Source organism: Allobosea sp. Tri-44 (assembly GCF_004123845.1).
Classification (GTDB): Bacteria; Pseudomonadota; Alphaproteobacteria; order Rhizobiales; family Beijerinckiaceae; genus Allobosea.
In genome coordinates this window covers 164,388-187,336 of the sequence record NZ_NBDP01000064.1, presented here as the reverse complement: position 1 = coordinate 187,336, position 22,949 = coordinate 164,388, and the positions used below count along the sequence as shown (strand labels likewise).

Sequence of the window (22,949 nt, the reverse complement as noted above, 5' to 3'; positions counted from 1 at the left end):
GGTGGAGGCGATGAGATGACCTTCCTGCTCGGCCTCACCGGCTCGATCGGCATGGGCAAGTCGACGACTTCGGCGATGTTCCGTGCTGCCGGCATTCCCGTCCATGACGCCGATCAGGCGGTGCATGACCTTTACTCCGGCGCCGCAGCGCCGCAGATCGAGGCGGCCTTTCCGGGAACGACGGTGGATGGCGCCGTCGACCGGGCGAAGCTTTCCGCTGCCGTGCTCGGGCGGCCCGACGCGCTGGCGAAGCTCGAATCCATCGTCCATCCGCTGGTGCGCGCCGAGGAGCAGGCCTTCTTGGCGCAGTGTCGCCGGATCGGCGCCACGGCTGCGGTGCTCGATGTGCCGCTCCTTCTCGAGACAGGCGGGGAGGGCCGCTACGATGCCGTCGTCGTCGTCACCGCTCCGGCCGACGTCCAGCGCAAGCGGGTTCTCGCCCGCTCCGGCATGACCGAAGACAAGCTCGCGGCGATCCTCGCCCGTCAGATGCCGGACGCCGAGAAGCGCCGCCTGTCTCACTTCCTTGTGGACACCTCGCGCGGGCTCGTGGCCGCCGAGCGCCAGGTCCGCTCTATCCTGAACGCCGTTGCCGGCCGCTTCGGCCGGGTTGAGAGGGCGGATTGACCATGCGCGAGATCGTTCTCGATACGGAAACCACCGGCGTCGAACCGCTGAAGGGGGATCGCATCGTCGAGATCGGCTGCGTCGAGCTCGTCAATCATTGCCCGACCGGCCGCAATTACCACGTCTACATCAATCCCGAGCGGAACATGCCGGACGGCGCCTTCAGGGTGCACGGGCTTTCCGAGGCTTTCCTCTCCGACAAGCCGGTCTTCGCCACGATCGCTGCGGAGTTTGCCGCCTTCATCGCGGATGCCCGGCTGGTCATTCACAATGCGGCGTTCGACGTCGGCTTCATCAACATGGAGTTCGGCCGGCTCGGCCTGCCTGCGATCGTGCCGGCGCTCGTCGTCGACACGCTCGCCATGGCCAGGCGCAAGCACCCCGGCGCCAGCAACAGCCTCGACGCGCTCTGCTCTCGCTACGGCATCGACAACAGCCGCCGGACCAAGCACGGCGCGCTGCTCGACTCCGAGATCCTGGCCGAGGTCTATATCGAGCTGATCGGCGGCAAGCAGACGAGCCTCGGCCTTGGCACAGCCGTCGCCGGCAGGGCTGGCGTCGGGGTTGCCACCACGATCGAGCGGCCGATTCGCCAGCGCCCGCTGGCCGCGCGCCTCACATCGGACGAGCGCGCCGCCCATGAGGCTTTCGTGGCGAAGCTCAAGGGGCCGCTCTGGCGTGGCTATCTCGGCTTGCCTGAAGAGGCGTGAGACCGGCCGTCAGGCTCGGCTCAAGCCGAGCCTGACGATCCCATCGATTACTCGACGCGCTTCCGGGTCGCCCGGCGCGACATCATGTTCAGCCCCTCGATCAGGGCCGAGAAGGCCATGGCGGCGTAGATGTAGCCCTTCGGGATATGAGCGCCGAAGCCCTCGCCGATCAGCGTGCCGCCGATCATCAAGAGGAAGCCGAGCGCCAGCATCACGATCGTCGGGTTCTTGTCGATGAAGCGGGCCAGCGGGTCGGCCGCGAGCAGCATCACCAGCACGGCGACGATGACGGCGATCACCATCACCGGAACGTGCTCGGTCATGCCGACGGCGGTGATGATGCTGTCGATCGAGAAGACGAGGTCGAGCAGCAGGATCTGGAAGATCACGCCGCCGAAAGTCACGGCTGCGGCGGCTCCTCCGTCGAACATATCAGGTCCGTGATCGGGATCGACCTTATGGTGGATCTCCTTGGTCGCCTTCCAGACCAGGAACAGGCCACCGGCGATCAGGATCATGTCGCGCCAGGAGAAGGCCTTGCCGAAGACCGAGAACACCGGCGCGGTGAGCTGCACGATGAAAGCGACTGTCGAGAGCAAAGCGAGGCGCAAGATCAGCGCCAATCCGATGCCGATCCGGCGGCCGCGCGCACGCTGATGCTCGGGCAGCTTGTTGGTCAGGATCGAGATGAAGATGAGGTTGTCGATACCGAGGACGACCTCCATGGCGATCAGGGCGCCGAGCGCCGCCCATATGGCTGGGTCGGCGGCGAGCGTCATAAGGGCATCCATGGAAATCGTGAACCTCGCGGGAACGGCGCGCCGGAACGGGCACCTCTGGCGAGGTCGAGATGGAAAGCGACTGGCTGCTTCGCAAGCGGCTGCGCGAATTAACAATAAAAAAGAGCCCCGGAGGGCTCTTTTCGGTCTCTTATTTCTGGCGGCTGCCGTTCAGGCGTTCGGAGCACCCTGCTGCGCCTGCATCTCCTCGAGACGCTGGCGGTAGAGCTGGGCGAAGTCGATCGGGTCGATATAGAGCGGCGGGAAGCCGCCATTGCGCACTGCATCGGCAACGATCGCCCGGGCGAACGGGAAGAGCAGGCGCGGGCAGTCGATCATCACGACCGCGTGCAACTGCTCCTGCGGCACGCCGAGGATGCGGAAGACGCCGGCATAGCTCAGCTCGAACGCGAAGAGCGTCTCGTCGTTTAGCGTCGCCTTGCCCTCGAGCGTCAGGATCGTCTCGATGTCGTTCTCGCCGAGCGCGTTGGCGTGGACATTGACCTGGAGGCCGATCTGCGGCCCGCCCTGCTGTTGCTGCTGGGTCAGCGAGCGCGGAGCATTGGGGTTCTCAAAGGAGAAATCCTTGATGTACTGGACCAGCGTGTTGAGGCTGGGCCCCTGCTGGTCGGCGGCGCCGGCGCCGTTGCCGTTTTCGTTGGCCATCGATCCCATCATTATCTGCACAAAACCATCGGGAAATTCCGTGCCGTGGCCGGAACCGCCCGGGCAAGGCGGCAGCGCCGGGCCCGCGTCGGCTATCATGGCGGCGGGGCCGGCACAAGCGAAGCGCGCTTTCGCGCCCTTGTCGCACCCCGGGGGTGGATGTTACGAGCCTCCTTCACCATATCCGTTCGATGACGGGCGACGTGAGTGCGCTTGTGCGGGAACGAGTTTTCGAGGTTCGGATCAGCCGGCGATGCAGAATTTCGATATGACGACCCTGGTCTTCCTGGCCCTGGCCGTTTTCGTCGCCTGGAAACTGCGCTCGGTTCTGGGCCAGAAGACCGGGCACGAGAAGCCACCGGTCGATCCGTTCGCGCGTCGTGAGGCGCCGCCGATGCGGCCCGACCAGCCGGGCAATGGCGAGCGACGCGACAATGTCGTCCGGCTGCCGGGCGCCGCCAACGATGCCGCAGCTGCCCCAGTGGCTGATGGCGAACGCTGGAAGGGCATCGCCGAGCCGGGCTCGCCCATCGCCCTCGGCCTCGATGCGCTCGTCCGGCAGGAGCCGAGCTTCGAGCCTCAGGGCTTTCTCGGTGGCGCGAAATCGGCCTACGAGACCATCGTCACCGCCTTCGCCCGCGGCGACCGCAAGACCTTGAAGGGTCTGCTTGCCAAGGAAGTCTATGACGGCTTCGAGCAGGCGATCGCCGATCGCGAAAAGCGCGGCGAGAAGGCCGAATCCAACTTCGTCTCGATCGACAAGGCCGAGATCGTCGCGGTCGACGTCAAGGGCAAGACGGGTCAGGTCACCATCGCCTTCGTCTCGCAATTGATCAGCGTGGTCCGCGATGCGCAGGGCAATGCCGTCGACGGCAGTGCCGATGCGGTCTCCGAGGTCAACGACGTCTGGACCTTCTCGCGCCAGCTCGGCAGCCGTGATCCGAACTGGCTGCTGGTCGCCACCGAATCGGCCGCGTGATCCGTGCCGCCGGCTTCGTTCTGGGGCTCCTCGTTCCAGGATTTCTGGCCGCAGGCCTGTCGATGACTGGCGCGGAAGCTTCATCTCCACCTTTGCCGACGGGCGCCCGGGCCGAACCCGTGGCGCCCGCTGTGCTTGCCGGCTGGAGCGCCGACGATCAGCGCGTCGTCCTGCGCCTGTTCGCGCAAGGCTGCGAGACCGACCCGCCACTGCGGCAGGGCGCGGCTTCCCCTCCCGCTCTGCCGGCCTTGTGCACGAGAGCTGCAAGCCTGCTGGCCGGAGGCGAACCAAGCGAGGATGCGGCTCGTCGCTTCTTCGAGAGCAACTTCACTTTCTGGCGCATCCGTCCCGCCGGGGCCGCGCGCGGCTTCATGACCGGTTATTTCGAGCCGGAGTTCGAAGGCGCGCTGACCCGCTCGGACGCCTTCCCGACGCCGCTCTATGGCCGCCCCGTCGATCTCGTGACGAAGATGGCTGGCGATGATTGGCCCGGCCTCGATCCAGCCCTGACCTCGGCGCGCCGGACCGCCAAGGGGCTGGAGCCCTTCCCTGACCGCGGGGAGATCGAAGAGGGAGCGCTCGCCGGCCAGGGGCTCGAGATCCTCTTTATGCGCGATCCCGTCGATCGCTTCGTCCTGCAGGTCCAGGGCTCGGGCCGGATCCGCCTGCCGGACGGCAAGGTCGTGCGCCTCGTCTATTCCGGGCGCAACGGCCACCCCTATACCTCGCTCGGGCGCGAGCTCAGCCGGCGCGAGAGCATCCCGCCCGAGCAGATGACGATGGACAAGCTCATCGCGCGACTGAAGGCGGATGCCGGCTTCGCCCGCGAGCTGATCCGACTCAACCGCTCCTTCGTTTTCTTCGCTCGTAACGATGCACTACCGGCCGATTCGGGTCCGATCGGCGGCGCCGGCCTGCCGCTGACGCCGCTGCGCAGCATCGCGGTCGACCGCTCGCTCTGGCCCTATGGCATGCCGGCCTGGATCGACACCGAGATTCCCGACGGCAAGGGTGGCAGTGAAAAACTGGCTCGGCTCGTCCTGGCCCAGGATACCGGCACGGCGATCGTCGGCCCGGCCCGGATCGATCTATTCGTCGGCTCCGGTGCAGAAGCCGGCCATCGCGCCGGCCTGATCCGGCACCCCTTCGATTTCGTCGTGCTCTGGCCGCGCTGAGCCATGCGACGGCGCGGAAAGCTCCTCTCCGAGGCGGAACTCGCGCTCTGGCGCCAGGTCGCGCGCACGATCAAGCCGCTGCCCGGCCGCACGCCCGTCGAAGCCGAGCCGGAAGCGACATCGGAAAAGCCGCCCCCGCCCGTGGAGAGTGCCCAGCCTCCCGCAGCCCTTGCGCTCAAGGGGCGCCCGACGAAGCCCGCTCCGCCGCCGCTGGTGCCGCTGGAGCGGCGCATGCGTACGCAATTGCGTCGTGGGCAGCAGGGTGTCGAAGCGGTGATCGACCTGCACGGGCTGCGCCAGGATGAGGCCCATTCGGCCCTGCGCGGCTTCCTGCGCCTGCAGCAACAACGTGGCGCCAAGCTGGTGCTGGTGGTGACCGGCAAGGGAATCGCCGGCGATGTCCCTTATGGCGAGGAGCGCGGTATCCTGCGTCGCAACGTCCCGCACTGGCTGCGTCTGCCGGATCTGCGTCCTTTGGTGCTGGGCTTCGACGAGGCCGAGCAGCGCCATGGCGGCGCGGGCGCGCTCTACATTCGCCTGCGCCGCAGCCGGGAGTTGGGCGAATGACGCCCTTCGGCCGCCGCGTCCGTGAATTGCGTGCGGCTCGCGGCGTCACGCTGGCGCAGATGGCGCAAGCGCTCGGCGTCACACCCGCCTATCTCTCGGCGCTGGAGCACGGCAAGCGCGGCCAGCCGACCTTCACCCTGATCCAGGGCGCGATCCATGTGCTCGGCGTGATCTGGGACGAGGCGGACGAACTGATCCGCCTCGCCGAGCTCTCCCATCCGCGCATCGTGATCGATACGGCCGGCCTCGAACCGGAGGCGACATTGTTCGCCAATCGCCTCGCTCATGAGGTGCAGTGGCTCGGTCCGTCCGATCTGGCGGCTCTGACCTCGATCCTCGACAGCGCCGCGCGCCGGCGCGGCAGCGCTTGACCTCCTCTCCCGGCAATGCCACACGCCGCCATTCTCCCGCCATCCAGGACAGCTTCATGACCTCCAAGCGCTATGACGTGCTCGCCCTCGGCAACGCCATCGTCGACGTCTTCGCCTCGGCGGAGGAAGATTTCCTGGCGCAGTACGAGTTGGTCAAAGGCTCGATGGCGCTGATCGATGAAGCCAGGGCCGAATTGCTCTATGGCGCGATGGGGCCGGGCAAGGTGGTCTCCGGCGGTTCGGCCGCCAACACCATCGCCGGGCTCGCCTCCTTCGGCGGAAAGGGTGCCTTCATCGGCAAGGTCAAGGCCGACGAGCTCGGCGGGCTCTATCGCCACGATCTGACCTCACTCGGCGTCGCCTTCGATACCGCTGCGGCGAATGACGGCCCGGCGACGGCGCGCTCCTTCATCATCGTCACGCCGGATGGCGAGCGCACGATGAACACCTATCTCGGCGCCTGCCAGGGCCTGTCGCCGGCCGATGTCGATGCCGCGACGGTCGAGAACGCCGATATCGTCTATCTCGAAGGCTATCTCTGGGATCCGCCGGCGGCCAAGGACGCCTTCCGCAAGGCCTCGGAGCTCGCCCACAAGGCTGGTGGCCGCGTTGCCATCACCCTGTCGGATTCCTTCTGCGTCGACCGCTATCGCGATGAATTCCTCGGCCTGATCCGCAATCGCATGGTCGATCTCGTCTTCGCCAACGAACACGAGCTGAAGAGCCTCTATCAGAGCGCCGATTTCGACACGGCGCTGGCGGCGCTGCGGGCCGAAAACATCCTGGCGGTCATCACGCGCTCGGAGAACGGCGCGCTGGCGCTGACGCCCGATGGCGTCGTTGCCGAGCCGGTCTTCCCGATCGAGCGTGTGGTCGATGCGACCGGCGCCGGCGATCTCTTCGCAGCCGGCTTTCTGCACGGCCTGACGACCAACCGCGAGGCCCGCGATTGCCTGCGGCTCGGCGCGCTTGCCGCCGCCGAAGTCATCAGCCATGTCGGCGCGCGCCCGGACGTCAACCTGAAGACGCTCGCGGGCAATAACGGCCTGCTCTGACGAAAAAGGGCGGCCGTTCAGGCCGCCCGCTTCAGTCCCGCCGCGCTCCAGATCCCGCTGAGCGCGCCGACCAGCGCGGCGATGTCCTCGTCTGAATGCAGTGGTGTCGGCGTGATGCGCAGCCGCTCGCTGCCGCGTGCCACGGTCGGGTAATTGATCGGCTGGACGTAGATCGAAAAGCGCTCCAGCAGCTCGTCGCTGATCCGCTTGCACAGCGCGGCATCGCCGACCATCACCGGCACGATATGGCTGGGGTTGGGCAGATGCGGGATGCCGGCCTGGTCGAGCTGACTGCGGAGCTTGCGCACCTGGTCCTGCTGGCCCTCGCGCTCAACCGAGCTCGTCTTGAGATGACGAATCGCGGCGAGCGCACCGGCGGCGAGGGTGGGCGGCAGCGAGCTCGAGAAGATGAAGCCGGAGGCGAAGCTGCGGATGAAGTCGCAGAGAGCTGCTGAGCCGGTGACATAGCCGCCCATCACGCCGAAGGACTTGGCCAGCGTGCCCTCGATCAGGTCGAGCCGGTGAGTGAGCCCGTCGCGCTCGCTGACGCCGCCGCCGCGCGGGCCGTAGAGCCCGACGGCATGGACCTCGTCGATATAGGTCATCGCGCCGAACTCGTCGGCGAGATCGCAGAATTCGGCGACAGGTGCGATGTCGCCATCCATCGAATAGACCGACTCGAAGGCGATCAGCTTCGGCCTGGCCGGATCGATCGCCTGGAGCTTGCGGCGCAAATCCTGCGCATCGTTATGGGCGAAGATCAGCTTCTCTGCCCGCGAATGCCGGATGCCCTCGATCATCGAGGCGTGGTTCGCAGCGTCGGTCAGCACGACGCAGCCGGGAATGCGCGCGGCCAGCGTCGAGAGCGAGGCCCAGTTCGACATGTAGCCGGAGTTGAACAGCAGCGCCGCCTCCTTGCCGTGCAGGTCGGCGAGCTCGCGCTCCAGGAGGACGTGATAGTGGTTGGTCCCGGCGATGTTGCGGGTGCCGCCGGCGCCGGCGCCGCAGCTGTCGAGCGCTTCGCGCATCGCAGCGAGCACGGCCGGGTGCTGGCCCATGCCGAGATAGTCGTTCGAGCACCAGACGGTGACCTCGCGTGGCCCGCCCGGGCCGTGGAAGGCGGCGCGGGGAAAGCGGCCGGCACGGCGCTCGAGATCGGCGAAGACGCGGTAGCGGCCCTCGGCCCTGAGGCCGTCGAGTTCGCTGCGGAAAAAGGCTTCGAAATCCATCGTGACGCTCCTGGCGGCACCTTTTAGGGATTCCAGGCGCTGCGTAAAGGCGCGCCGATGTCGCGCCGGAGCAAGGCCGCAGCGGTTCGATCCTAGCGCAGTCCGCACTGCATCGTGCAAGGTGCTTTTCGTTTCCGGGCGGGAATGGGCCTTTTCCTTTTCCGCGATGGCCCGTTAGATCGACGGCAAAGCTGACGAGGACAGGCCATGGCGGTAACGATCGACGGACGGACTCTGAAGGGCAAGCAGGTGCTGCGCGTGGCCCGGCCCGGCCCCTCCGGCCGCTATGAGAAGGCGAATCTCGCGCCGGCAGCGCGCGAGGCGATCGCGGCGACGCGGGCCCATATCGACGCCAATTTCATGAACGACGAAGCCCCGTTCATGTACTCCTTCAACACCGGTGTCGGCCTGTTCAAGGACCAGCGCGTGCTGATGTCGGAGATGACCGAATATCAGCGCAAGAGCGTCTATGCGCACGCCACCGGCATCGGCGAGCCCTTTCCCGAGGATGTGACGCGCGCCACCATGCTGCTGCGCGCCAATGCCTTCGCCTCGAACTATTCCGGCCCGCAGGTCGCGCTGGTCGAGCGCCTGCTCGCCTGCCTCAATGCCGGCGTTCACCCGGTGATCCCGCAAAAGGGCTCGGTCGGCGCCTCCGGCGATCTCGCCCCGCTCGCCCATATGTCGGCGGCGGTCTGCGGCTTCGAGGAAGCGGAAGCCTTCTACAAGGGCAAGCGTATGAAGGCCCGCGACGCCCTCGCCAAGGCTGGGCTGGAGCCCGACTTCAAGCTCGGCGCCAAGGACGCGTCCGCTCTGATCAACGGCTCGACCGTCTCGCTGGCGCTCGGTGTGCTCGCCACCGAGGACGCCAGGCGCCTGACCAAGGCCGCGGATATCGGGTTGGCGCTTTCGCTCGAAGCCATGCGCGGCGAACTCGCCGCTTTCGATCCGCGCGTCCATGCCGCCCGCCCGCATCCCGGCCAGGCGCTGGTCGCGCGCAACCTGCTCAAGATCACGCAAGGCTCGAAGCGCTGCTCGGCCTCGGCCCGCGAGACGATCTATCCCGACGAGATCGGCCGCACGCCAGGCAAGCCGCCGGCGCCGCGGGTCCAGGACGTCTATTCGCTGCGCTGCGCCCCGCAGGTTCATGGCCCCGCGCGCGAGGCGCTCGACTATGTCAGCCGCATCATCGCAACCGAGACCAATTCGGCGACCGACAATCCGCTGATCTTCCCGGAGGACGATGGCTACCGTGTCATCTCCGGCGGCCATTTCCACGGCCAGTATGTCGCGCAGGCGATGGACCTGCTCGCCATCGCCATGACCGATCTCGGCTCGATCTGCGAGCGCCGCCTCGCCCGCCTCGTCGACCCGACGCTGAGCTACGGCCTGCCGCGCAACCTGCTCGCCGGCAAGCGCGGCCTCAACACCGGCTTTGCCACGGTGCAATGCTCGATGTCGGCCCTGGTGATGGAGAACCGCACGCTGTCATCACCCGGCTCGGTCGATTCGATCCCGGGCAAGTCGAATGCCGAGGACCATGTCTCGAACTCGACCTGGTGCGGCCGCAAGGCGCGCACCGTCGTCGAGAATGTCGAGATGATCATCGCCGCCGAGATCCTGATGGCCTGCCAGGCGCTGTCGCTGATCGCCGAGACGGCGAAGGCCCATCCGATCGGCAAGGGCACGCAGGCGGCGCTGGACGCGCTGCGCGAGACGATCCCGCCGGCACTCGACGGCGACCGCTGGTACGCCGCCGAGATGAATGAGGCGACGGTGCTGGTGCGCTCGGGCGCGATCGTCGAGGCGGTCGAGGCGGTGGTCGGGGCGCTGGAGTAGGCCCCACGTTCTGTCATCCCGGACAAGCCGCGATAGCGGCGCCGATCCGGGATCCATTCCGGAACGGTTCAGGCATGAGTCCCGGGTCTGCGCTTCGCTCCGCCCGGGACGACTCGCGCCTGGTCAGTACAGCGTCGCCTTGACCCGCTCCGGCAACGCCTTGTCATAGGCCTCGCCGTCGAACGTCTCTGCCGCGGCCCGCGCCGAAATCTCCCGCAGGATCGTGCCGGCGCTCGGCAGTGTGCGCTTGTCGACCTGCGCCGCCGGGTTCCAGAGGTCGGCGCGCACCACCGCCCGCGAGCATTGGAAGTAGGCCGCCTCGACGGTCACCACGATCACGCAGGCGGGCAGCTTCCCGGACATCTCGAAGCGCGCGCACAGCTCCGGCTCGGTCGACAGCACCGCGGTACCGTTGACGCGCAGGGTTTCGCCATATCCGGGGATCAGAAAGAGCATTCCGATTCGATTGTCGGACAGAAGATTCTTCAATGAATCCAGTCTGTTATTGCCTCTTCGGTCCGGAATCAGCAGCGTTTTCGCGTCGCTGACCGTAACAAACCCCGGCAGATCCCCGCGCGGCGAGCAATCCAGGCCGTCCGGACCGTTGGTGGCGAGCACGAAAAACGGCGAGGCCGCGATCAGCGCACCATAGTTGGCGTCGATGTGGTCGATCTCCTTGATCACCGAGGCCGGTGCGATCGGGTTCGGGTAGAGCGCGGCGAGCTGCTCGGGTGAGGTGATGCGATGCGCGGTCATGCCAGCCTCCGAAGACAATAAGTCTAGACTATTTGGATTCGCTGCAGCGCACCAGAGGTTTGCCCCAAAAAGAGACGCCCCGCACCTTTCGATGCGGGGCGTCTGATTCACGTGAAACGCTAGCGCGTTCCGGGCAGCTCAGTCCTCGGCGCCCTGGCGTTCGCGGGACTTCTCGGCGTCGCGCTCGGCCTTCAGCTTCTCGGTGATGTCCTCGCCGGTGGCCTGATCGACCACCTTCATCGACAGGCGCACCTTGCCACGCTCGTCCATGCCGAGGAACTTGACCTTGACCTTGTCGCCTTCCTTGACGACGTCTTGCACCTTCTGGACCCGCTTGGCGGCGAGTTCGGAGATGTGGACGAGGCCGTCCTTGGCGCCGAAGAAGTTCACGAAGGCGCCGAACTCCATGACCTTCACGACCGTGCCGTCATAGATCATGCCCGGCTCGGCTTCCGAGACGATCGACTTGATCCACTTGATCGCCGCTTCGATCGACTTGCCGTCGGCCGAGGCGATCTTGATGGTGCCGTCGTCCTCGATGTTGACCTTGGCGCCGGTCTTCTCGACGATTTCGCGGATGACCTTGCCGCCGGAGCCGATGACTTCGCGGATCTTGTCGACCGGGATCTTCATCGTCTCGATGCGCGGCGCATATTCGCCGAGCTGGCCGCGGGCCACCGAGAGCGCCTTGTTCATCTCACTGAGGATGTGGTCACGACCGCCCTTGGCCTGGTCGAGGGCGACCTTCATGATCTCCTCGGTGATGCCGGCGATCTTGATGTCCATCTGGAGCGAGGTGATGCCCTCGGCCGTACCGGCGACCTTGAAGTCCATGTCGCCGAGATGATCCTCGTCGCCGAGGATGTCGGAGAGCACTGCGAAGCGCTCGCCTTCCAGGATCAGGCCCATGGCGATGCCCGCGACCGGCGCCTTCAGCGGGACGCCGGCATCCATCAGCGCCAGCGAGGTGCCGCAGACGGTGGCCATCGAGGAGGAGCCGTTCGACTCGGTGATCTCCGAGACGACGCGGATCGTGTACGGGAACTCCGACTTCGCCGGCAGCATCGGGCGGATGGCGCGCCAGGCGAGCTTGCCGTGGCCGATCTCGCGACGGCCGGGCGAACCCATGCGGCCAGCTTCACCAACCGAATAGGGAGGGAAGTTGTAGTGCAGCAGGAAGGTCTCCTTGTAGGTGCCTTCCAGCGAGTCGATGTACTGCTCGTCGTCGCCGGTGCCGAGCGTGGTCACGACCAGCGCCTGGGTCTCGCCGCGGGTGAACAGCGCCGAACCGTGGGTGCGCGGCAGGATGCCGGCTTCCGAGACGATCTTGCGGACGGTCTTCAGGTCGCGGCCGTCGATGCGGACGCCGTCGTCGAGGATGGTCCAGCGCACGACCTTGGCCTGCGCCTCCTTGAACTGGCCGCCGACCTGCTCCTTGGTGAAGGTCGTCTTGCCGTCCGGGGTCTCCGAGACGAGCGCCTGGACCTTGGCCTTGGCGGCATCCAGCGCCTTGTAGCGCTCGGCCTTGGTGGTGATCTTGTAGGCGGCGCGGATATCCGCATCGACCAGCTTGAGCACGGCCTCGAGCACGACCGAGTTGTCGGCCGGCACGTAGTCGCGCGGCTCCTTGGCGGCCTTCTCGGCCAGGCGGATGATGGCGTCGATCACCGGCTGGAAGTGCTTGTGGCCGAACATCACGGCGCCGAGCATGATCTCCTCGGAGAGCTGCTTGGCCTCGGACTCGACCATCAGGACGGCGTCGGGCGTACCGGCGACGACGAGGTCGAGCTGCGATTCCTTGATCTCGTCGACCAGCGGGTTGAGCTTGTAGGCGCCGTCGAAATAGCCGACGCGGGCAGCGCCGACCGGGCCCATGAAGGGCACGCCGGAGAGCGTCAGGGCCGCGGAGGCGGCGACCATCGCGACGATGTCGGGATCGTTCTCCAGGTCATGCTGCAGCACGGTGCAGACGACCTGCGTCTCGTTGCGGTAGCCCTCGACGAAGAGCGGGCGGATCGGCCGGTCGATCAGGCGCGAGACCAGCGTCTCCTTCTCGGTCGGGCGTCCCTCGCGCTTGAAATAGCCCCCGGGAATGCGGCCGGCGGCGAAGGTCTTTTCCTGGTAGTTCACGGTCAGCGGGAAGAAGTCGATCCCGGCCTTCGGCGACTTGGCGGAGACGACGGTCGCGAGCACGACGGTCTCGCCATAGGTCGCGAGCACGGCGGCGTCGGCCTGGCGGGCGATCTTGCCGGTTTCGAGGACGAGCTTGCGGCCGCCCCAGATCAGTTCTTCGGTTTGGATGTCGAACATTGGTTTTCTTTCGGTCGGATGCGATCCGTCCGGCGTCGCTCGAGCCCATGGGCAAGACGGCTAAACGTCCGGGATATGCTCGAAAGAAGCGGCGCCCGGGCGCTCGGCGATCCTGCCATGGACGTCGCTGACGCCGGCGGATCATGCGGTGCGCCGCCCCATGCGGCTGCCGCACTGAAGGGGGAACGTCGCGTCATTGCGGCGCTCCCGAAACGAGGCCTGTTACGTGGCCTCTAGTAGAACCGCCCGGAGCAGCGAGGCACCGGGCGGAAATTCGGTCTCGATCAGCGGCGGATGCCGAGCTTCTCGATCAACGTCTTGTAGCGCGCTTCTTCCTTGCCCTTGAGGTAGTCGAGCAGGGAGCGGCGCTGCGAGACCAGCTTGAGCAGGCCGCGACGCGAATGGTTGTCCTTGGTGTGGGACTTGAAGTGGCCGGTCAGGTTGTTAATGCGCTCGGTGAGGATCGCGACCTGGACTTCCGGCGAGCCGGTGTCGTTCGGCTTGGTGGCGTGTTCGTTGATGAGCGCGGTCTTGCGCTCGGCAGTGATCGACATCGTCATGTCCTTTGGTTCGGTGTTGATCTGGCGGGCCAGGCCGGGATGTCGTCCAGCAGGGTCCGAAGCCCGCATCCGCCTCATCGCGGAAGGGATGCGCAGCCGGCCATCGGGCCGGTTGCCCGGGCATATACACGAAACTGGCGGAAAGGCTAGCGTGCAGCGTCGCGGCGAGGGGAAGGGCATGCAGCAGGTTGAGGAAAGACAGGCTGTGCGCGCGCTCATCCTCACGCCGGAACGGGAGACCCTGCTCTTTCGCCTGCGACCGCCAGGCGAAACGAGGTGCTTCTGGATCGCGCCGGGCGGCGGGCTCGATCATGGTGAGACGATCGAGGACGGCCTGAGGCGCGAACTCCGCGAAGAGCTCGGGCTGGTCGAATTCCGGATCGGAGCATTGGTCTGGCGCCGCCACCATACCTTCGACTGGGGCGCCCGCCGAATCTCGCAGCGCGAGGAGTATCGCATCGTCGAGGTCGCTCGCTTCGATCCCATCATGACCGACGAGGTCGAGGCGCAGAACGTCGTCGAGCATCGCTGGTGGCCGGTCGCCGAGCTCAACAGCGTCCAGGAGCCGCTTACGCCATTGGGTCTGCCGGCGATCCTGGCACGATACCTCTCCGAGGGTGCACCCGATCCGGTTCCGCCCGAGGAAGTACTGGTGGACGACGAGCCAGCTCGCTGACTCCGAGGCACTGCCCGCCGGAACCTCTGCCGGCTCCATAGGTTGACTCGCCGCAGGTCTCCAACCGGGGTCGAGTATCATGCCAGCCATGCCGAAGGACCGCCTCATCGCCGCGCTCGGCGCCCAGCTGCGGGCCGAGCGCGAAACCCGCGACGCGCTCCGTGACGTGATCGCCAACGGCCAGCTCGACCGCGAGGTCCTGCTCGCGATCCTCTCCGATCCCGTGCCGGTCGTGACCCGCGACGAGATCGTCCGGGCCGAGGCCTGGCTGCGCGGCCTGCCGCCGGCCTTCCCGGCTCGGCCGGCGCTGAGGGCGGCTTGATGGCGCCCCGTCCGGCCTGGAAGGGCTATCTCAAGCTCTCGCTGGTCTCCTGCGCCGTCGAACTGACCTCCGCGACCGACCATAGCGAGAAGGTCTCCTTCCGCGTCATCAACCGCAAGACCGGCAATACCGTGCGCCGTCAGTACATCGACAGCGTCAGCGGCAAGCCGGTCGACAGCGACGACGAGGTCAAGGGCTACGAGATCGGTGGCGACGAATACCTCCTGATCGAGGAGGACGAGATCGACGCGGTCCAGATCGAAAGCTCGCATACGCTGTCGATCGAGCAGTTCGTCGACCGCGCCGCGATCCCGCAGATCTATTTCGACCAGCCCTATTATCTCAGCCCGTCCGACGAGGTCTCGGAAGAGGCCTTCGCCGTGATCCGCGAGGCGATGGCCAAGCAGAAGAAGGCCGGCATCGCTCGCATCGTGCTCTATCGCCGCGAGCGGCCGGTGATGATCGAGCCCTTCGACAAGGGCCTGCTGCTGACCACGCTGCGCTACGACAAGACCGTGCGCCAGCCGGACGAGATCTTCGATGGCTTGCGCAAGGGCAAGCTCGACGAGGAGCTGGTCGATCTCGCTACCCATATCATCGAGAAGAAGCAGGCGACGTTCGATCCGAGCGGCTTCGAGGACCGCTATGAGGAGGCGCTGCTCGAGCTGATCGCGGCCAAGCGCAAGGGCAAGAAGCCGCCGGTGGCGAAGCCCGCCGAGCGCCCCTCCAATGTCGTCAACCTGTTCGAGGCGCTGAAGAAGAGCCTCGGCGAGGAGACCGGCTCGTCCCCCGGCAAATCGGAAAAATCGCCGCCTCGCGGCAAGAAGCCATCGGCTGCAGCCAAGTCGACCAAAAAACCCGCTGCCGGCAAGGCCAAGAAAAGCGCCTGACGCGCGTCGGAGGGCGCCATGGCCAATCTCGACCTTTATCGTTCGAAGCGCGATTTCTCCCGTACCCGCGAGCCGAAAGGGGCCGCCAGCCGCCGCAAGGCAGCTCAGGCCGGCGGTGCCTTCGTGATCCACAAGCACGCTGCGCGCCGCCTCCATTATGATCTCAGGCTCGAGCATGACGGCGTGCTCTGGTCCTGGGCGGTGACGCGCGGGCCGAGCCTCGATCCCGGGGAGAAGCGCCTCGCCGTCCACGTCGAGGACCATCCGCTCGAATACGGCTCCTTCGAAGGCACGATTCCTGAGGGTGAGTACGGCGCCGGCTCTGTGGTCGTCTGGGACGAGGGCAAATGGATCCCGGAGAGTGATCCCGTTCGCGGCATGGAGAAGGGCCATCTCGCCTTCGCGCTTGAAGGTCACAAGCTCGGTGGCCGCTGGCATCTGGTGCGGTTGAAGCCCCGCCGCGGCGAGAAGCGCGACAACTGGCTGCTGATCAAGGTCGACGACGATTTCGCCCGTGACGACGAGGACATCCTGGAGACTGCGCCGGATTCGGTGAAGTCGGGCAGGAGCGTCGAGGAGATCGGCGAAGATCCCGGAGGAGACGTCTGGTCGACCGATGAGAAGCCCGCGAAGGGCCGCAAGCCCAAAAGTGCCAAGTCCGAGGTTGCCAAGTCCAAGCCTATGAAAGCCAAGGCAGCGGGGCGCTCGGCAAAGATCGAGGGCGAGCCGCTGCCGCGCTTCGTCGAGCCATGCCTCGCGACCTTGCAGGAGAAGCCACCGGCCGGCGAAGCTTGGCTGCACGAGGTCAAGTTCGACGGTTACCGGCTGCAGGCGCGGATATCCGCCGGAAAGGTCAAGCTACTCACCCGCACTGGGCTCGACTGGACCGAGCGCTTTGGCGGCCGCATCGCCGAAGCTCTCGCTGCGCTGCCCTGCGAGACCGCGCTGATCGACGGCGAGGTCGTGGCGCTGGGTGAGAACAGCATCTCCTCCTTCTCCGCCCTCCAGGCCGCCCTGTCGGACGGCGAGACCGCGAGTCTCGTCTTCTTCGCCTTCGACTTGCTCCATCTCGACGGTGAGAACCTGCAGCCAGAGCCACTGCTTGCCCGCAAGGGACGACTGGAGGAGCTGCTGCGAACCGCCGGGCCGGATTCGCCGCTGCGCTATTCCGAGCATTTCGTCGAGCCGGGCCAGACCATGCTGCGCCTTGCCTGCCGCATGGGGCTGGAGGGCGTGATCTCCAAGCGTGCCGAGGTGCCCTATCGCAGCGGCCGTGGGCGCGACTGGATCAAGTCGAAATGCACGCAGCGGCAGGAATTTGTCATCGCCGGCTATGTCCCGTCGAAGGCATCGCGCAATCAGCTCGGCTCGCTTGTCCTAGGCTATCACGAGGATGACGAACTGAAGCCGGCCGGCCGCGTCGGCACCGGCTTCACCCGTAACTCGGCCGCTGCGCTGAAGAAGAAGCTCGACCCCATCGCCGCGAAAGCCTCGCCCTTCCAAGGCGACGCAGGCCGCGAGCGTGGTATCGTCTGGGTGGAGCCGAAGCTCGTCGCCGAAATCGCCTTCGGCTCCTGGACGGCCTCGAAAACCTTGCGGCATTCGGTCTTCCTTGGTCTGCGCGAGGACAAGCCGGCGCAGGAGGTGGTCGAGGAGAGGCCGCTCAAGGCTGGAGCGAGCAAGGCTCAACGCGCGACGAAGACCACGCGTAAGCCCGCAGCTGGACCGGAGACCGCCGTGACGCTGAGCAATCCCGACAAGCCGCTCTGGCCCGATATCGGCTTCACCAAGCAGGATCTGCTCGACTATTACGCCAGCGTCTGGGGCCGCATGGCGCCCTTCGTGGTCGAACGACCCTTAAGCCTGTTGCGCGCGCCCGATGGCGTCGGAGGCCAGGTCTTCTTCCAGAAGCATGCCGGGGCCGGGCTGCACAAATCCGTCTCGCGGATGAAGGACAAGGATGGCGAGGAGCTTCTGTTCATCCGCGATTTCGACGGACTCGCCGCGCTCGTCCAGCTTGGCACTGTCGAAGTCCATGTCTGGGGCGCGAAAGTCGACGCGGTCGAGACGCCCGACCAGATCATCTTCGATCTCGACCCCGACCAGGGCGTGCCGATGGAGCGGGTGCGCGAGGCGGCCCTGACCGTGCGCCAGCGCCTGGACGAGCTCGGCTTCGAGAGCTTCCTCAAGACCTCCGGCGGCAAGGGCTTCCACGTCGTGCTCTCGCTGAAGCCCAAGGCGGACTGGGACGCGGTCAAGGGCTTCGCCCGCGATTTCGCCAAGGCGATGGAGCAGGCCGAGCCAAAACTCTACACCGCGACCCTGTCGAAGAAGGCGCGCAAGGGCCGCATCTTCATCGATTATCTCCGTAATGGCCGCGGCTCGACCGCGATCGCACCGTTCTCGACCCGTGCCCGTCCCGGAGCCGCGGTTGCCATGCCGGTTGCCTGGGAGCTGCTGGAAAAAGGTCTGGAGCCCGATGCCTACAAGGCGCCGGAGGTCACGAAGAAGGGTCCGCCCGACGACGCCTGGGCCGCGTTCTTCAAGCCGAAGCGGTCGCTGAAGCGCTGATCAGGCGGCGGCCTCACCCTGGTCATAGCGGCGCTGGGCCTCCTCTACCTCGCCGATATGGGTCTCGGCCCATTGCGTCAGTGCCGCGACCGTGCCGGCGAGCGTGCGTCCGAGCGGCGTCAGCGCGTATTCGACCGTGACCGGCACGGTGGCAAAGGCGCGCCGCGAGACTAGGCCGTCCCGCTCCAGGCTCTTCAGCGTCTGCGACAGCATTTTTTGCGAGATGTTCTCGATCCGCCGGCGCAATTCGTTGAAGCGCAGCGTCTCCCGCTCAAGCAGGATTAACACCAGCACCGCCCATTTGTCGCCGATCCGGTCGAGCACCTGCCTTGTTGGGCAGCGGGCATCGAATGCGTCGGGGCGATGCAGCATGGCGGTTTCCGTCAGGTGACCTTGTGGCGCGAAAGTGCCTTCTTGAGCAAAAATCTCACATGCGCCATCTGGTGTCTATCGGGATGTTGGTTCCCATCAGATACCAGGGGTAAGAACATGAAGATTGCTCTCATCGGCGCCACCGGCTTCATCGGCTCGCGCCTGCTCGCCGAGCTGACCAGCCGCGGCCATCAGGTCACCGCCATCGTCCGCAATCCGGAGAAGGTAGCGCCGGGTGCCGGCATCACCGCAAAGAAAGGCGACGTCTACGACAAGGACGGGCTCGCCACCTTGCTCGCCGGCCACGATGCGGTGATCAGCGCGGTACACTTCTCCGCAAGCGATCCGGCGACGCTGCTCGCGGCGGTGAAGCAGTCCGGCGTGAAGCGTTATCTCGTCGTCGGAGGTGCCGGCAGCCTCGAGGTCGCGCCGGGCGTGAAGCTGTTCGACACCACAGAATTCCCGGCGATCTATCTCGACGAGGCCAGGAAGGGCGGCGCCTATCTCGATCTGCTGAACGGCGAGAGTGGCCTCGACTGGACTTTCCTCTCGCCCTCCGCCGTGATCGAGCCGGGCGAGCGCACTGGCAAGTTCCGCCTCGGCAAGGACCAGCTCCTGGTCGATGGCAACGGCCAGAGCCGGATCTCGGCCGAGGACTACGCCATCGCTCTGGTCGATGAGCTGGAAAAGCCGGCGCATACGCGCCAGCGCTTTACGGTCGGCTACTGAGACGGGACGCTGGGTTCCGCCTCAGCATCGAGTGATGTTACCGGCCAGATTGAATCAATCTGACCGGGTTCAGCTGCAGGGTCCGGCGGAAACGCTTCTCGCCGAAGGCGAGCTGGCCGCGGCGGAGCTCGCCGCTCCAGACATGGCCGGCGTCGCTCTCGAAATAGAGCTGCGCCGCATCGACCTCGTAGCGGCCGCCATGACCTGGCGATTGGTCGCGCTGCTTGCCGAAGCGACCATTGGGGCGAAGGTCGAGCCGGATGGCGCCGTCTTCGCTGATCCAGCGGCCGAGCACGGCGAGCTCGGCCTTGGTCAGCGGCTCCGGAACCTCGAGATCGATCTCGAGCGGGCGGATCGACCGCTTGGCCGGCACGATGATCGACGCGATCGCGCCGAGCGACTGGATGACCTGGCTGAAGGGCATGATGTCCTCCTTTTGTTCAGGGTGTTGGGTGGTGCAGATAGCGCCGCCTCTGACAGGAACATGTCAGTAGTGACCGACACAGGACGCCAAGGAGTTCGCCCCGTGGGTCCGTTGTTCAGCAACGCTGCCGGTATGGTCGGAGAATGCACCGGCGCCGGCGAGGCGCGGTAGATCGATCCGCCGCGATCATTGCCTGATCCTCCAGCGATGAGGTCAGGCTATCGCAAAACCCCGGTGCTTCCTTATATGAAAGTCCGAAGCCGAGGCGGCCGCCTGTCGCTGGCGAAGGAGGATTCTCGCATGCGCCAGGTCGAGGAACTCGCCGCGCTGATCGCGCGTTTCGCGCCGACCGACGGCGTTCACGCGACGCCAATCGCCCGATTGAAGGTGGTCCGCCTTTCGCAGCCGAGCGAGCCGATGCATGGCTTGCACGAGCCAGCGCTCTGCATCATCGCCCAGGGCGCCAAGCAGGTGATTCTGGGCGACCGGGTCTATCGCTACGATGCGGCCCATAGCCTCGTCGTCTCGCTCGATCTGCCCGTCATCGGCCAGGTCGTCGAGGCAACGCCGGAAAAACCCTATCTCTGCGTCAAGCTCGAGCTCGACCCGCTCGCCATCAGTGCGCTCATGCTGGAAGCCGCCCCTCTTGCCGAGCGGGAGTTGCCGCCGGGTCCGGGCATGACGGTCAGCCCGATGACGCCAGCCCTGCTCGGTGCGGTGATTCGGCTGACCGGCCTGCTCGCCTCGCCCGCTGATGTCCCGGTGCTCGCGCCGCTGGCCGAGCGCGAAATCCTCTATCGTCTATTGACCGGCGAGCAGGCGGCGCGTCTGCGTCAGATCGCGGTGGCGGAGAGCAAGCTGCAGCAGGTCAACCGTGCTATCGGCTGGATCAAGCGCAACTACCGCAAGCCTTTCAGCGTCGAGACCGTCGCTGCGGAGGCGCGGATGAGTCCCTCCGCGCTGCATCTGCATTTCAAGGCGGTGACGACGATGAGCCCGCTGCAATATCAGAAGCAACTCAGGCTACAGGAGGCGCGCCGGTTGATTCTGGCCAACGCGCACGACGCGGCCTCGGCCAGTTTCGAGGTCGGCTATGAGAGCCCCTCGCAGTTCAGCCGCGAATACAGCCGTCTGTTCGGTGCCCCGCCGTTGCGCGATGTCGCGCGACTGCGCGGCGGCGAGGCCGTTTTCAGCGGCTGAGAGAGCGCTCAGAACTCCTCCCACCCGGCATCGCTGACGCGGCCGTTGGCAGCCTTGCGGGCTGGTGCGTGTTGCGGAGCGGCCTTGCTCTGGGCGAAGGCGGCCTCGGCAAGCTGGCGCAGGCGTTCGGGTTCGGAGTCGCCACCGCTACCGCGAGTGGCCGGGCCGGCCGATCGTGGCGAGGCGCTGACAGGGCGTACGGGCGCTCGCATTGCAGGGCGGGCCGCGGGGCCGGCGGAAAGCGATTCGGTCGCCGAGGCAAGGGTGCTGCCGCTCCCCGTGCGGAAGCTCGCCACCAGCGTGTTGAGCTCGCCGATCCGGCCTGACAGCGCCCCGGCCGAGGCGGCGCTCTGTTCGGCCAGGGCGGCGTTGGCCTGGGTCATCTCGTCAAGATGGGCAACCGCCTGGCTCATTTCGTCGATGCCATGCGCCTGCTCGGCCGAGGCCGCCGAGATCTCCTGGATCGTGCCGGTGACCTTCTGCGAGGCCGACAGGATCTTCTCCAGCGAATCGCCGGCCCGGCGCACCAGCTTGACGCCGGTCTCGACCTCACTGTTCGAGGAGGAGATCAAGCCGGAGATGTCCTTGGCCGCCTCGCTGGAGCGCTGCGCCAGCGTGCGCACCTCGCTGGCGACCACGGCGAAGCCCTTGCCGGCGTCACCGGCGCGGGCGGCCTCGACCGCTGCGTTGAGCGCCAGCAGATTGGTCTGGAAGGCGATGTCGTCGATCACCCGGATGATGTCGGAGATCTTCTTCGAGGCCTCTTCGATCCTCGCCATGGCCGCGACCGCCTCGCCGGCGATGGCACCGCCGTCCTGCGCTGCCTTCATCGCTTCCTCGGCGATCGCCGCGGCCTGGCGCGCCCCTTGGGCCGAGGCCTTCACTGAAGCTGCCAGCTCCTCCGTCGTCGCCGCGGTCTCCTCGAGCGAGGAAGCCTGCTCCTCGGTGCGCTTCGACAGATCGTCCGCGCCCGTGTTGATCTCACGCGCCGCCATGCCGACCTCCAACGCCGTCGACTGAATCGTCGAGACCGTCGCAGAGAGGCGATCGACAGCTTCGTTGAAATCGGCGCGCAATTGCTCGTACTCCGCCGGGAAGGCGTCCTCGATCCGGCAGGTCAGGTCCGCCTGGGCGAGGCGCTCGAGCCCGGTGGCCAGCGCGCGGACGATCGCCTCCTGCTGGCGTGCATGGTCGCGCTGCTGCTCCGCCGAGCGCTCGCGCTCGGCCTGGTTGCCGCGGCGCTCGGCGTCCGTACGCTCCGACTGCTCTACCGCTTCGGTCTCCAGCCGCGCCTTTTCGATCGCAGCTTCACGCAGCACCGCGACGGCATCGGCCATGGCCGCGACCTCGTCCCCGCTGCGCAGTTTCGGGGGCTCGCTGGCGAGGTCGCCAGCGGCCAGCTTCAGCATCGAATCCTTGAGCTGGCCGAGCGGTTTCAGCATCCGGCGCGTCAGCCAGAACAGCAGCACTCCGCCGGTCAGGGCGATCACAAGCCCGGCAACGATGTTGCTGCGGATCATCTCGTCGATGACGGTCAGGAAGTCCGATTGCTTGATGCCGACATAGAGAATGCCGATCACCGCATTGTTCGATGTCTGGACGATCGGCTCGTAGATGGTGAAATAGGGAATGCCGAGGATATCGGCGGCGCCCGAGTAAGTCCGGCGCTCCTTGAAGACGGCGTCATAGGCTGGACCTTGCGCGAGCTTCGTTCCAATCGCACGCGAGCCGTCCGGCTTCTGGACATTGGTCGAGACGCGAGTGTCGCCCATGAACACGGTCGCGGTGCCGCCCGAAAGCGCCTTGACCTTGTCGACGGCAGCAAAATTGCCGTTGATCAGCTCCGAGCCGAATTGAAGCTTTTCACCCTCCAGCCGGGGCTCACCCTTGGTGGTGAGAATATCCCGCAGCAGGTTGATGTTGACGTTCAGGCTGGCCTGGGCGCGCTCGCGCATCGCGCTGTCGGCAGCGCGGATCGAGACGATCACGGAGGCCGCGATCACGGCGGCGAAGATGGCGATGCCGACTATCGCGAGCCGGTTGGAGATGGGTAGCCAGAGGGAGGTGAGCTTCTTCACGGACGGCTCCTTGAGGCGGCCGAGATCGGCCAGCACTCAAGAACCCGTCTAAACTGGTAAATTT

The 22,949-nt window shown here is 66.4% G+C and carries 23 protein-coding genes; 14 read left to right on the top strand and 9 right to left on the bottom strand.

All coding sequences use genetic code 11. The annotated features are described in order from the left end of the window. Positions 1-15: 15 nt before the first annotated feature. Together coaE and dnaQ are read left to right on the top strand one after the other, a co-directional pair. The gene (gene coaE, locus B6S44_RS28675) at positions 16-627 is read left to right on the top strand and encodes a dephospho-CoA kinase (protein ID WP_129160415.1); all 612 of its coding nucleotides are present in this window, start codon (positions 16-18) and stop codon (positions 625-627) included. Positions 628-629: 2 nt separating this feature from the next. Next, positions 630-1,337 (top strand): DNA polymerase III subunit epsilon, encoded by a 708-nt coding sequence (gene dnaQ, locus B6S44_RS28670; protein ID WP_129160414.1) that lies wholly within the window; start codon positions 630-632, stop codon positions 1,335-1,337. Positions 1,338-1,384: 47 nt separating this feature from the next. Here the strand turns inward: dnaQ and B6S44_RS28665 are convergent, their stop codons facing one another. Beyond that, a complete protein-coding gene (locus B6S44_RS28665) occupies positions 1,385-2,128 on the bottom strand; it encodes a TerC family protein (protein ID WP_126114679.1) in 744 nt (247 codons plus the stop codon). A gap of 159 nt (positions 2,129-2,287) precedes the next feature. After that, complete coding sequence (gene secB, locus B6S44_RS28660) at positions 2,288-2,782, bottom strand: protein-export chaperone SecB (RefSeq protein WP_129160413.1); 495 nt, start codon at positions 2,780-2,782, stop codon at positions 2,288-2,290. A gap of 253 nt (positions 2,783-3,035) precedes the next feature. Here secB and B6S44_RS28655 point away from each other — a divergent pair, with 253 nt between their 5' ends. The 5 genes from B6S44_RS28655 to B6S44_RS28635 all read left to right on the top strand — a co-directional run bounded on the left by B6S44_RS28655 (position 3,036) and on the right by B6S44_RS28635 (position 6,929). Then, the gene (locus tag B6S44_RS28655) at positions 3,036-3,761 is read left to right on the top strand and encodes a Tim44/TimA family putative adaptor protein (protein WP_129160412.1); all 726 of its coding nucleotides are present in this window, start codon (positions 3,036-3,038) and stop codon (positions 3,759-3,761) included. Positions 3,762-3,880: 119 nt separating this feature from the next. Next, the gene (mltA, locus tag B6S44_RS28650; RefSeq protein ID WP_164986000.1) at positions 3,881-4,936 is read left to right on the top strand and encodes a murein transglycosylase A; all 1,056 of its coding nucleotides are present in this window, start codon (positions 3,881-3,883) and stop codon (positions 4,934-4,936) included. A 3-nt stretch (positions 4,937-4,939) separates the two neighbouring features. Then, on the top strand, positions 4,940-5,503 hold the full coding sequence (locus B6S44_RS28645) for a Smr/MutS family protein (RefSeq protein WP_129160410.1): 564 nt from the start codon (positions 4,940-4,942) through the stop codon (positions 5,501-5,503). Beyond that, positions 5,500-5,874 (top strand): helix-turn-helix domain-containing protein, encoded by a 375-nt coding sequence (locus B6S44_RS28640; protein WP_129160409.1) that lies wholly within the window; start codon positions 5,500-5,502, stop codon positions 5,872-5,874. The genes B6S44_RS28645 and B6S44_RS28640 overlap by 4 nt, the downstream gene beginning before the upstream one ends. A gap of 56 nt (positions 5,875-5,930) precedes the next feature. Continuing rightward, positions 5,931-6,929 carry an adenosine kinase gene (locus B6S44_RS28635; RefSeq protein ID WP_129160408.1) on the top strand — a complete coding sequence of 333 codons (999 nt, stop codon included), beginning with the start codon at positions 5,931-5,933 and terminating at the stop codon, positions 6,927-6,929. 17 nt (positions 6,930-6,946) lie between these two features. Here B6S44_RS28635 and hemA read toward each other — a convergent pair whose 3' ends face one another. Then, positions 6,947-8,158 (bottom strand): 5-aminolevulinate synthase, encoded by a 1,212-nt coding sequence (hemA, locus tag B6S44_RS28630; protein WP_129160407.1) that lies wholly within the window; start codon positions 8,156-8,158, stop codon positions 6,947-6,949. Between the two features lie 207 nt (positions 8,159-8,365). Between hemA and B6S44_RS28625 the strand changes: the two genes are divergently transcribed. Then, on the top strand, positions 8,366-9,997 hold the full coding sequence (locus B6S44_RS28625) for an HAL/PAL/TAL family ammonia-lyase (protein ID WP_129160406.1): 1,632 nt from the start codon (positions 8,366-8,368) through the stop codon (positions 9,995-9,997). A 123-nt stretch (positions 9,998-10,120) separates the two neighbouring features. Here the strand turns inward: B6S44_RS28625 and B6S44_RS28620 are convergent, their stop codons facing one another. The 3 genes from B6S44_RS28620 to rpsO form a co-directional block, all read right to left on the bottom strand. Continuing rightward, the gene (locus B6S44_RS28620; protein ID WP_129160405.1) at positions 10,121-10,753 is read right to left on the bottom strand and encodes a pyridoxamine 5'-phosphate oxidase family protein; all 633 of its coding nucleotides are present in this window, start codon (positions 10,751-10,753) and stop codon (positions 10,121-10,123) included. Between the two features lie 138 nt (positions 10,754-10,891). Continuing rightward, complete coding sequence (pnp, locus tag B6S44_RS28615; RefSeq protein WP_129160404.1) at positions 10,892-13,063, bottom strand: polyribonucleotide nucleotidyltransferase; 2,172 nt, start codon at positions 13,061-13,063, stop codon at positions 10,892-10,894. Positions 13,064-13,347: 284 nt separating this feature from the next. After that, on the bottom strand, positions 13,348-13,617 hold the full coding sequence (rpsO, locus tag B6S44_RS28610; protein ID WP_126114668.1) for a 30S ribosomal protein S15: 270 nt from the start codon (positions 13,615-13,617) through the stop codon (positions 13,348-13,350). Between the two features lie 211 nt (positions 13,618-13,828). Here rpsO and B6S44_RS28605 point away from each other — a divergent pair, with 211 nt between their 5' ends. The 4 genes from B6S44_RS28605 (at position 13,829) to ligD (ending at position 18,082) form a co-directional block, all read left to right on the top strand. Continuing rightward, entirely contained in the window at positions 13,829-14,299 is a 471-nt protein-coding gene (locus B6S44_RS28605) for an NUDIX domain-containing protein (RefSeq protein ID WP_248309812.1), read from the top strand. A gap of 79 nt (positions 14,300-14,378) precedes the next feature. Further along, complete coding sequence (locus B6S44_RS28600; protein WP_129160403.1) at positions 14,379-14,621, top strand: hypothetical protein; 243 nt, start codon at positions 14,379-14,381, stop codon at positions 14,619-14,621. Further along, positions 14,621-15,511, top strand: coding sequence for a non-homologous end joining protein Ku (ku, locus tag B6S44_RS28595; protein ID WP_129160402.1), 891 nt, complete (start codon positions 14,621-14,623; stop codon positions 15,509-15,511). Before B6S44_RS28600 ends, ku begins: the two co-directional genes overlap by 1 nt. Before the next feature lie 18 nt (positions 15,512-15,529). Beyond that, positions 15,530-18,082: a DNA ligase D gene (gene ligD, locus B6S44_RS28590; RefSeq protein ID WP_129160401.1), complete on the top strand. Its 2,553-nt coding sequence runs from the start codon at positions 15,530-15,532 to the stop codon at positions 18,080-18,082. On the opposite strand, the gene B6S44_RS28585 is transcribed toward ligD, so the two are convergent. Then, a complete protein-coding gene (locus B6S44_RS28585) occupies positions 18,083-18,454 on the bottom strand; it encodes a winged helix-turn-helix transcriptional regulator (RefSeq protein WP_206735268.1) in 372 nt (123 codons plus the stop codon). It lies immediately after the preceding gene. A 117-nt stretch (positions 18,455-18,571) separates the two neighbouring features. Between B6S44_RS28585 and B6S44_RS28580 the strand changes: the two genes are divergently transcribed. Continuing rightward, complete coding sequence (locus B6S44_RS28580; protein ID WP_129160400.1) at positions 18,572-19,183, top strand: NAD(P)-dependent oxidoreductase; 612 nt, start codon at positions 18,572-18,574, stop codon at positions 19,181-19,183. Between the two features lie 37 nt (positions 19,184-19,220). On the opposite strand, the gene B6S44_RS28575 is transcribed toward B6S44_RS28580, so the two are convergent. Further along, a complete protein-coding gene (locus tag B6S44_RS28575; protein WP_129160399.1) occupies positions 19,221-19,607 on the bottom strand; it encodes an Atu4866 domain-containing protein in 387 nt (128 codons plus the stop codon). A gap of 300 nt (positions 19,608-19,907) precedes the next feature. On the opposite strand from B6S44_RS28575, the gene B6S44_RS28570 reads away from it, so the two are divergent. Further along, complete coding sequence (locus B6S44_RS28570) at positions 19,908-20,807, top strand: AraC family transcriptional regulator (RefSeq protein WP_129160398.1); 900 nt, start codon at positions 19,908-19,910, stop codon at positions 20,805-20,807. 8 nt (positions 20,808-20,815) lie between these two features. Here the strand turns inward: B6S44_RS28570 and B6S44_RS28565 are convergent, their stop codons facing one another. Next, the gene (locus B6S44_RS28565; protein WP_129160397.1) at positions 20,816-22,885 is read right to left on the bottom strand and encodes a methyl-accepting chemotaxis protein; all 2,070 of its coding nucleotides are present in this window, start codon (positions 22,883-22,885) and stop codon (positions 20,816-20,818) included. Positions 22,886-22,949: the final 64 nt, after the last annotated feature.